This is a genomic window from Photorhabdus antumapuensis (assembly GCF_020387775.1).
Classification (GTDB): Bacteria; Pseudomonadota; Gammaproteobacteria; order Enterobacterales; family Enterobacteriaceae; genus Photorhabdus; species Photorhabdus antumapuensis.
Map to the genome: position 1 here is coordinate 45659 of NZ_JAHZMK010000018.1, position 7069 is coordinate 52727.

Genomic DNA, 7069 nt, shown 5'->3' on the forward strand with positions numbered 1-7069 from the left:
GTGTCAATATTGTTATCTCCCTATCACTGCAAATTATTTCAATCATGACATTCAAAGAGAGTAATCAAATGAAAAACTCAAGTCAGTTCATGTTCTACCTTGCAGGCTTGAGTATGCTAGGTTATCTGGCTATTGATATGTATCTGCCAGCATTCGGCACTATGCAACAAGAATTAGAGACATCGGCAGAAGCAATCAGTGCCAGCCTAAGCATCTTTCTTGCAGGTTTCGCCTTTGCTCAACTTTTGTGGGGGCCTCTTTCAGATCGCTTTGGCAGAAAACCGATTATCATCACCGGGCTGTCCCTGTTTTCTATTGGCTGTCTGGGTATGATGTGGATAACAGACGCCACCCAACTTTTAGTTTTGCGTTTTATCCAAGCCATAGGTGTTTGTTCAGCCGCAGTCTCATGGCAAGCATTAGTGATTGATCGCTATGAGGCCAATCGTACCAAACATGTTTTTGCAACGATTATGCCTCTGGTTGCGCTCTCCCCTGCCCTGGCACCTTTGATGGGAGCCTGGCTGTTACAACACGGCGGCTGGCGCATGATTTTCCTAGTCTTACTGACAATCACATTATTACTGTTGTTTTTTACGCTGTTCTTGCAAGAAAATCGCAAAAACCGTGAAACTCAAGCGCCAACAAATAATGTCTCTTTCCTTACTCTACTGAAATCACCGCTATTTAATGGCAACGTTCTGATATTTGCATCATGCAGCGCCGGCTTTTTTGCCTGGTTAACAGGCTCACCTTCGATTCTCGGAAAGATGGGATATACCCCGGATGACATCGGTCTGAGTTATATACCTCAAACGCTGGCCTTTATCGTTGGAGGTTATGGATGCCGCAGTATTTTAGCCAAAATAAAAAGTGAGATTATTTTCCCTTATCTGTTAATTGGCTATGCTGTCAGCATGATTGTGCTCTATTTAATTGCAAAATTTAGCGAGCCAACTCTATTCACCATTCTGGTACCTTTTTGCTTTATGGCTGCGATGAATGGTGCGTTATACCCAATTGCAGTAGCAAACGCTTTATCCGCTTATCCACAAGACAGTGGAAAAGCCACTGCATTACAAAACACGCTTCAATTAGGACTCTGTTTTATTGCCAGCCTGATTGTATCAGCATTTATCAGCAATCCACTTATATCCACAACCACTGTCATGGTTTCTACCGTTGTTCCGATGGCATTAGGATATTTTATACAGCGGAAAAAAAACACTGATCGCCGCATTCAAACAGTTGAACAAAATTCCTGATATTAATCAGATTGTTATATATACCTAATAGATTTCGAGTTGCATCGCGACGGCAAGGGAGCGAATCCCCGGGAGCATAGATAACTATGTGACCGGGGTGAGTGAGTGCAGCCAACAAAGAGGCAGCTTGAAAGATAACGGGTATAAATAAAGGCTGCTAATTATCAATTAATTGCAGCCTTTATTTATTAATTGATAAAACAATTTTACGCTTTTATACTCAATACGTTCCCTATTATAAATAACCTGGAATTTGAGGTTTTCAGTAGCAATGACTGCCCCCATTAAACTCATGGATTAGTCATCTTTAAGATTTTTTACTTTGATTCTTTGTTATTTTTTGCATTTTGCGTCTTAGCATCCTGCTTTATTAGCTAAGTGCCTATCCCATAGGCGTAATTGTTGCAGGCAGTTTGGACACGGACAGCGCGGAAAAACCGGAGCGTACACGTAGTACGTGAGGATTTTGAGCACTGCCCAAGTTCGCTCTTTATGGCAAAGAAGGGCAAATAAAATAGCCCTATTGGGATAGGCAGTAAAACGAGCTCCTCAATATTCCATCACATTAACGTTGGAGAGTATATGAGTTCATCCTGTATTGAAAACCCGAAAACAGCCATTAACTCCTGGCAGAGAATTGCCAATGAGATGCTAAAAGAAGCAGGTATTCAAATTAATGGTCACAATCCTTATGATATCCAGATAAAAAATCCTAATTTCTATAAAAGAGTTTTACAACAAGGTTCGGTAGGATTAGGTGAAAGTTATATGGATGGCTGGTGGGATTGTGAGCGGTTAGATATTTTCTTTTATCGCGTTTTACGCGCTGGATTAGAAAATAAAATGCCTAATAATTTCAAAGATACGATGAGAATCGCAATAACCCGCTTACGTAATCTACAAACGCCAAAACGGTCATGGATTGTCGGTCATCAACATTATGATTTAGGAAATGATCTTTTTACCCGTATGCTTGACCCTTATATGCAATATTCCTGCGGATACTGGAAACAAGCTGAAACACTGAAACAAGCTCAGCTTGATAAGTTGAAACTTATCTGCGAGAAATTAGAACTCTCTCCAGGTATGACCCTGCTGGATATTGGCTGTGGTTGGGGTGGGCTATCGGCTTATGCTGCTAAAAATTATGGTGTTTCCGTAACAGGTATAACTGTTTCAGCCGAACAACGGAAATATGCACAGAAACAATGTAAGAATCTGGATGTGAAGATCATTCTGAAAGACTATCGGGATTTACATGAGCAATTCGACAAAATTGTTTCTGTCGGTATGTTTGAACACGTTGGCCCTAAAAATTATGCGACTTACTTCGACGTTGTTCAAAGAAACCTGAAACCTGATGGCTTATTCCTGCTACATACTATTGGTTCCAACAAAGCTAAAGTCAGTGCTGACCCGTGGATCAGCAAATATATTTTTCCTAATGGCTGCCTGCCTTCTATTGAGCAAATAGCCCACACCAGTAAAAGCCGTTTTATTATGGAAGATTGGCATAACTTTGGCGCAGATTATGACCGCACATTGATGGCCTGGCATAAAAGATTTATTGCCTGCTGGCCTGAAATACAAGATAACTATAGTCCAACATTTAAACGCATGTTTAGCTATTATCTGAATGCCTGTGCAGGTGCATTTCGTGCTCGCGATATCCAATTATGGCAAATCATATTCAGTCTAAAAGGTATTGAAGGCGGGTTACGAGCAGCCCGATAATTAACCAAAAGCTACAGGTTTCTACTGTAGCTTTTAGTCAATAAAGATATACCCTTCATCTTTCAAGCTGCTGCTTTGTTGGCTGCTTTCACTCACCCCAGTCACATCGTTATCTATGCTCCTGGGGATTCGTTCACTTGCCGCCGCGCTGCAACTCGAAATCTATTAGGTATAGATCTATCTTTCACTAACGGAAATCATCCAGGTAACCATTATCAAAGAAGACTGTTTGATCAAATGCTATTTTTCCACCAGAAAATATCAAATCTAAATGATGACTCCCTTTTACTCCACCACCTAAACCAAGATGTAAGCCAGGATGCCGTTCTTCAAAACCAGCATTTCTGCCATAAAGCGCTTTCACACCCATGTTAGTACCAATACCAAACTCTTCAACAATTCTATTTCCGTGATTATGGTTTAGGTATAAATTAAAATCCCGACTAAATTCATCATTCTCACAATCAAACCCAATAATTTCACCCTCTTTTATATTTATAGTCATCATATTATTGACAACGCCATACTTTATAGCAAAGGGTGCAGTACTCAAAAAAGTGCCACTAAAGCTGACACTACCGTTAAGGTTCTTTATATGGCTTGCTATCTCCCCAGGAATAACATCAAGATTTCCATTACCATCAATGGAAGTCCATTTATGGCCTTTTTCTAAATAACCTACAATCGAGCTCCCTTTATTATCTGTATATTGAACTTTCTGTGATCGATTTGATAATTCAATAATTTTTTTATTTCTTTCTGCTATTGATACTGGCGGCTCGCTGAATGCTTCAATAAAATGAGGACCATAATCTTTAAACAGTACAGATTTCTTCCATGATTCAGTAATAAAACTTCTTATTTTGGTTAGATATTCTGGTCCTTGTGGAGATACATTCTTTAATGTTGATGATGCATAAAGAAAAATAAACAAATCACAATCGGATATTTTTTGTTTTATATCGTCTGCTGATGTTTCTTCTAAAAAAGCAAAATCAGATCTTACATCGAAACCCGTTTTATACATATGCATCTTTTGCGCAATATTGCGATGCTCAGTATCAGATCCGATAAATATTTTTATACATTCATCATTTCTTACTTTATCTGAAATTGCAGGATGATGTGATAAACAGCGATACATATTTTCAAGACTTTTATCCATGAGAACAATCCTGTTTATTTTTAAGTAAGGGGGCCTCCCCTTACTTATATACTTGTCATACCTCAATATACATTTATTATCTCGCCGGGGTACGGGGAGATAATAAACTGCTTTCATCTTGCGAGCGGCAACTTGAAGTTTATGGGGTATATATTATTATAAAGAACCTTAATGAGGCCAAAGTGCTGTACCAAAAGGTACGACAGCTTGCGCATTCATCATTTCAACAGCATCATCGTGTGTAGGTTCTTCAAGCCATTCATCTAACTCAATCGGGTTTTCCATAAAGTAGCCTCTGAAAATATCATCGTGGGGTTAGCCTGCGTTTTACAAGAAAGCGCATTAACACAATAATAACAACATAAACCATATCAATTAACAAAACATGAGCAATACTGCAACGCACATCACAAAAAGGAGCACTAATAAGATCAACACTCCCTTTTGACAACGATTAATTCTGTTTGAAAGCGACGGGCGGAGTCCTACTATCGCTCATCATTTACTGAACATTCTTCCACGAATGTCTCTGGTTGCTGAGAGGCAACCCGTTCCCGCTGTTCCCGCTCTTTCTGAGCAAGAACACGCTCCACTGTATCAACAATCGCCTGAGTCTGTGAGTCAATCTCAATATTCACTTTTTGACCAAGACGTTTCTTACCTAATGTCGTACGTCCCAGTGTTTCAGGAATAAGGTGAACGCAAAAACGATTATTAACTACATCACCAATTGTCAGACTAATTCCATCGATGCCGATAAATCCTTTATGCAAGATATATTTCATTAATTGCTTATCATGGATACGGAACCATATTTGATGATTATTTTCTGAAGTGAAAATTTTAGCTATCTCAGCAACCGTGATGATATGACCGGACATCAAATGTCCGCCAATTTCATCCCCAAATTTGGCCGCTCGCTCCAAGTTCACATAATCCCCTAGCTGTAAATCACCAAGATTAGTCAGACGTAGAGTCTCTTTCATTAAGTCGAAACTAATCTTATCCCCTTCTATTTTGGTTACCGTCAGACAACAACCGTTATTGGCAACTGACGCCCCTGTTTCAATACCTGGCAATAATTCAGCCGGGAATTTAACAACATGAGTCCGAAAATGACTTTTTTCATCAATAGCAACCAAGGGTGCTTTTCCCTGAACGATGCCCGTAAACATAGAAGAACCTCTTAATGACTGTGTATAATTATTAATTAGTTTATATCAAGTTGTCATTGATAAATACCACCTGATCATTCGAATATAAACTCAGCATTATTGTTGTAATATAGTATTAAATAGATACAATACTCCGGTTAGTAAGCGATTGATTTTTCGAAAATCGTTTCTTATATACAGATGTCTTTCTTAATATTTTCTACTTTATAAAAAAGGTGTAATGCGTGCAGAAGTATTTAAAAGAAGCGCGTAGTTTGCTCGCTCTAGGGATTCCCGTCATTATTGCTCAATTTTCACAAACTGCAATGGGGGTTGTGGACACCGTTATGGCAGGTAGCATCAGTGCAACAGATATGTCCGCAGTTGCTGTTGGCACCTCGATCTGGCTGCCAGTTATCTTATTTGGTTACGGCTTACTACTAGCTTTAACACCCATTATTGCGCAAATGAACGGTTCTGGTCGCAGGAGTCTCATTGCTAACCAAACTCAGCAAGGGTTCTGGCTGGCGATTTTCCTCTCCATTATCATTATCGCTATTCTATACAACAGCAAATTCCTGATTGACAGGCAACACAATATAGATCCACTTTTGGCAGAAAAAGCGGTTGGATTTATCCACGCAATAATGTGGGGTGCACCGGGCTATCTGTTTTATCAGGTGCTGCGTAATCAATGTGAAGGTTTATCGAAAACCAAACCAGGCATGGTGATTAGTTTTTTAGGATTGTTGATTAATATTCCGATTAACTACATATTCATTTACGGTAAATTCGGCGCTCCCGCTTTAGGTGGTGTCGGCTGTGGTGTTGCTACTGCCAGCGTTTACTGGGTTATGTTCCTACTAATGCGTTGGTATGTGAAACGTGCATCATCACAAAGGGATATCCGCCCTAAACATCGCTTCGCCGCACCAAATTGGCATATTCTGAAACGCATTTCATCCCTCGGTTTTCCTATTGCGATGGCGGTATTTTTTGAAATTACCCTATTTGCCATAGTCGCATTGCTGATCTCTCCTTTAGGCGTTACTGCTGTTGCAGGGCACCAAATTGCCCAAAATTTCAGCTCATTAATGTTTATGTTCCCAATATCTTTAGCCGCAGCAACCACTATCCGCGTCGGCTATAATTTAGGGAAAGAATCTATTGAGAATGCTCGGATATCAGCCTATACCGGAATTATAGTTGGTTTGGTATTTGCTTGTTTAACCGCAACCTTTTCTATTATTCTGCGAGAACCGATCGCCTTGATGTATAACGACAATCCTGAAGTTATCATCATGGCGTCACATCTGATGCTATTTGCCGCGCTTTACCAATTATCTGATTCCATACAGGTTGTAGGGGCTGGTGTTTTACGTGGATATAAAGATACGCGTTCTATCTTTTATATCACTTTTATCGCTTACTGGATTTTGGGGCTACCAAGCGGTTACATTCTGGGATTAACTGACTATGTTATACCCGCTATGGGGCCACAAGGGTTCTGGATCGGCTTTATTATTGGCCTGACTGCATCAGCAGTGATGGTATTTACCCGTATTTTGTGGATACAAAAACAGCCAAATGAGGTAATTTTACGACGCTCAACCCGCTGATTTCTTTTTCATAAAGCCGGGGACGAATACTTAACTGGTGGAATAAACGACAAATTCACTGTTATATACCTAATAGATTTCGAGTTGCAGCGCGGCGGCAAGTGAACGAATCCCCAGGAGCATAGATAACGA

At 39.9% G+C, this 7069-nt stretch carries 5 protein-coding genes; 3 read left to right on the forward strand and 2 right to left on the reverse strand.

The window, feature by feature from the left end:
* Nucleotides 1-68 precede the first annotated feature (68 nt).
* The gene (punC, locus tag KZ793_RS07995) at nt 69-1265 is read left to right on the forward strand and encodes a purine nucleoside transporter PunC (RefSeq protein WP_225814871.1); all 1197 of its coding nucleotides are present in this window, start codon (nt 69-71) and stop codon (nt 1263-1265) included.
* 582 nt (nt 1266-1847) lie between these two features.
* Nucleotides 1848-2999, forward strand: coding sequence for a cyclopropane fatty acyl phospholipid synthase (gene cfa / locus KZ793_RS08000; RefSeq protein ID WP_225814872.1), 1152 nt, complete (start codon nt 1848-1850; stop codon nt 2997-2999).
* A gap of 187 nt (nt 3000-3186) precedes the next feature.
* Here cfa and KZ793_RS08005 read toward each other — a convergent pair whose 3' ends face one another.
* Both KZ793_RS08005 and KZ793_RS08010 read right to left on the reverse strand, forming a co-directional pair.
* On the reverse strand, nt 3187-4164 hold the full coding sequence (locus KZ793_RS08005) for a M29 family metallopeptidase (protein WP_225814873.1): 978 nt from the start codon (nt 4162-4164) through the stop codon (nt 3187-3189).
* A 488-nt stretch (nt 4165-4652) separates the two neighbouring features.
* Nucleotides 4653-5339, reverse strand: a complete 687-nt coding sequence (locus KZ793_RS08010; RefSeq protein WP_225814874.1) for a riboflavin synthase subunit alpha — start codon at nt 5337-5339, stop codon at nt 4653-4655.
* 224 nt (nt 5340-5563) lie between these two features.
* Between KZ793_RS08010 and KZ793_RS08015 the strand changes: the two genes are divergently transcribed.
* Nucleotides 5564-6937: an MATE family efflux transporter gene (locus KZ793_RS08015; RefSeq protein ID WP_225814875.1), complete on the forward strand. Its 1374-nt coding sequence runs from the start codon at nt 5564-5566 to the stop codon at nt 6935-6937.
* Nucleotides 6938-7069 lie beyond the last annotated feature (132 nt).

Bases quoted from the DNA above. Each gene is read 5' to 3' on its own strand.
- punC (WP_225814871.1), top strand. From the start codon at position 69: ATGAAAAACTCAAGTCAGTTCATGTTCTACCTTGCAGGCTTGAGTATG.
- cfa (WP_225814872.1), top strand. From the start codon at position 1,848: ATGAGTTCATCCTGTATTGAAAACCCGAAAACAGCCATTAACTCCTGG.
- KZ793_RS08005 (WP_225814873.1), bottom strand. From the start codon at position 4,164: ATGGATAAAAGTCTTGAAAATATGTATCGCTGTTTATCACATCATCCT.
- KZ793_RS08010 (WP_225814874.1), bottom strand. From the start codon at position 5,339: ATGTTTACGGGCATCGTTCAGGGAAAAGCACCCTTGGTTGCTATTGAT.